The organism is Methanospirillum hungatei, from assembly GCF_020216685.1.
GTDB classification, from domain to species: Archaea; Halobacteriota; Methanomicrobia; order Methanomicrobiales; family Methanospirillaceae; genus Methanospirillum; species Methanospirillum hungatei_B.
On record NZ_JAIWNS010000294.1, the window covers coordinates 1 to 3,038 of the forward strand.

3 protein-coding genes are annotated in these 3,038 nt (G+C 45.2%); 1 reads left to right on the top strand and 2 read right to left on the bottom strand.

The genetic code is table 11. From position 1 onward, the window contains the following. Positions 1-40 precede the first annotated feature (40 nt). Positions 41-310: a DUF4351 domain-containing protein gene (locus LDL35_RS15150; protein ID WP_304024063.1), complete on the top strand. Its 270-nt coding sequence runs from the start codon at positions 41-43 to the stop codon at positions 308-310. A 295-nt stretch (positions 311-605) separates the two neighbouring features. Here the strand turns inward: LDL35_RS15150 and LDL35_RS15155 are convergent, their stop codons facing one another. Then, positions 606-1,004 (bottom strand): hypothetical protein, encoded by a 399-nt coding sequence (locus LDL35_RS15155; RefSeq protein WP_304024066.1) that lies wholly within the window; start codon positions 1,002-1,004, stop codon positions 606-608. Positions 1,005-1,261: 257 nt separating this feature from the next. Continuing rightward, on the bottom strand, positions 1,262-3,028 hold the full coding sequence (locus LDL35_RS15160) for a ribosome biogenesis/translation initiation ATPase RLI (RefSeq protein ID WP_304024069.1): 1,767 nt from the start codon (positions 3,026-3,028) through the stop codon (positions 1,262-1,264). Between the last annotated feature and the right edge of the window lie 10 nt (positions 3,029-3,038).

Consider the following 3,038-nt stretch of genomic DNA (forward strand, 5'->3'; position numbering starts at 1 on the left):
GGAGGCTGAGCTCTTATAAAAAATATGGGAGGAAGTAAAAATGTTAAAGATATTGAAATATGCAGAAGATAAAGGAATAGAACAGGGCATTCAGATAGGCATAGAGCAGGGCGTGGAAAAAGGGAGACTGGATGAGAAACGTCATCTGATTGAACGACTGCTCATAAAGAAATTTGGTCCCCTTCCGAAAGATATGCAAATTAAGATTCAGAATATGGATGATGTCATTCTGGATATCCTGAGTTTTGAGATCCTGGATTTTCAGAGCATTGATGATCTGTTCAGGTTTATGGAAAAGATGGCACCCTGATTCTGTGTCTTTCTCTGAGAGAAGATTCTGGATCAGGAGATTTAAAAAAAAACCAATTAAGGAAAGATCTCTCTCAAATAATCATTCAAAACTCGGCGAAACTCAACTGATAATTCTCTTCATGCCCTGTATAAAGGTATAATATTTAAATCTCTTTATTTCGAAACGATGGTTCCGATTTTAAAGTAAATGGGATCTACTATAAATTATCAGATGATTTAGAATTTTTTTGGCTTAAACCCATCCTGTTTGACGATAATTGCACTATCTCCGGTTATCCTGATTAGGAACCCGTTCATTTCTGCCTGCCAGACTCCAGTACTGTCTGCTTGGATATATCCCATTGCCCAGAGATGGTATTCTCTGCATATCGTGGCAGCCACTCACGAAATTTCTCCATTTTATATGCAAACTCCTTTACATCAGAGGATCGAAGAGTTGTTTTAACCTCAACGACAACCATTTTGTCTCTATTCTGCGCAATGATATCGAATTCATAGTTTGTATCTCCGGAAAAGCCCTTAAGTTGCTGAATGGTATGATATACTGATATTCCTTGTTCCTGGAACAGACGAATGAGTTCTCCTTTCACAAGAGACTCAACAAGTTTTCCCCATAGTGAAAAAAGCTGCCCTTCAACTCGTGATATCTCTTTTGATGTCTTCTCTATCTGTGCATCGACCCGATCCTGCACCTTCCTGATCTCAATTCTTTCACATTCTGACTATTCATGCAGTTCTTTTATAGATTGCGTAAGCTCTTTTAATGATTTGTCAGTCTCCTAAAAACTTTTTTTCAGTTTCTTAAAAACATGTTCCAGACTTTTTCAAAGGTTCATGGTTCTTCGGGAGAAGGATGTGAGGTATGGCGTGTATCGGTTTTTGAAGGGGGTGTCATATCGAATACCTTGAAAACAATTTATAAAATTGTTTAGTGAAAAGAAAAAGAGATTTACTCAGTATCCTGATAGTAATACTCACCCTTGCTCTTCTGTTCCCGGTCCAGGTATGAATCCGGCTTGTTTATCCGCGGTCTGCCACTCATATCCCTTCTGAATGTCACCCCAAGCTGTGAGAGGAACATATTCATCCCGGTTCTCATATCAAACGGCCCTTTTGCCTCTCCACGGACTCCGGGATCTCCGTCAAAGACCAGCAGTCGTTCACTGATGATATCAATCACATAAATATCATGGTCGATGACAAGGATTGCTGCCTCCTTTCCTTCGACCTGGTTTCTGAATATTTTGGTCAGTCTGACCCGCTGCTCCACATCAAGGTGGGCACTGGGCTCATCAAGTACATACAGGTCAGCAGGCTGGGAGAGACAGGCAGCAATCGCGACCCGTTGCAGTTCTCCACCAGAGAGGGTATTGACCGGGAGCTGGAGGATCGGCCCCAGAGTCAGACCTTCAACAATATCGTGCTGGTACTGGGCAGAATCGAAATTCCGCGCAATCTGCCTGAGGAAGAACTCGACGGTATCTGATGAGTCCCCTTTCAGGTACTGTGGTTTATAGGATATCCTGACTGATGTCTCCATCGAACCTGAATCCGGTTTTTCAACACCTGCCAGAAGTTTTGCAAAGGTGGACTTTCCAATACCATTCTGTCCGACAACGCCAATGACCTCACCGGCAAAGATCTCACCCGGATGTACGGTCAGGGAGAACCGGTCAAAGGATCGTTTCATCTCCGGAATGACAAGAAGTGGTTCCCGCTGTGATCCGTCCTTGTGTGCTCTGACTTCAAAGGTCACCTGGTAATCACGGAATCTTACATTCTCTTCAGGCAGGAATCCGTCCAGGTACTGATTAATCCCTATCCGAACCCCTTTCGGACGGGTGATGATACCAAAAACGGCAGGTTTTCCATATGCAATATGAACCGTGTCGGCCAGCATATCAAGGATGGCGATGTCATGTTCGATAAGAACCACCGGCTTTTCGGTAGCGAGTTCACGTATCGCTGAAGCAGCTGCCATCCGCTGGTAGATATCAAGGTACGGGGTTACCTCATCAAGGAAGTAAAAGTCTGCATTGCGTGCAAGTGCTGCAGCAAGAGCAACCCGTTGGAGTTCTCCACCGGAGAGGTTCGTAATCTCCTGGTCAAGGATCTGACGAAGTGAGAGGATGTCCAGGTACTGGTCAAGCGCTCCCCGCTCATCGGTTGTCTTTAAGAGATCCCAGACCTTCCCCTGAAAGACCTTGGGGATGACATCGATGTACTGAGGTTTGACAGAAGCCTTGATTGAACCTTTTGAGAGTCGCTGCAGGTAATCAAAGAGTTCGGTACCGGTATACTTCTTCAGAACCTCTTCCCATTTGACTTCAGTGTCAAAGATCCCAAGGTTCGGACTGATCTGTCCTGAGAGGATCTTCATCGAAGTGGATTTGCCGATACCGTTGGCCCCGATTACACCGGTCACCTTCCCTTCAATGGGTGCAGGAAGACCATACAGAACAAAGCTGTTTGGTCCGTACCGGTGTGTCGGATGTTCCAGTTCCTCAGGGAGAGTGATGATATCGATCGCTTCAAAGGGGCACTTTTTCACACAGATACCACACCCGACGCAGAGCTCTTCAGAGATGACGGCTTTTCCCTCTTCATCAAGAAGGACAGTTTCGTCTCCGGTGCGGACCCGTGGACAGTACAGGATACATTCCGTCCCGCATTTGCGTGAATGACAGAGATCTTTATGAACGACGGCTATTCGCATGGGCTATCAG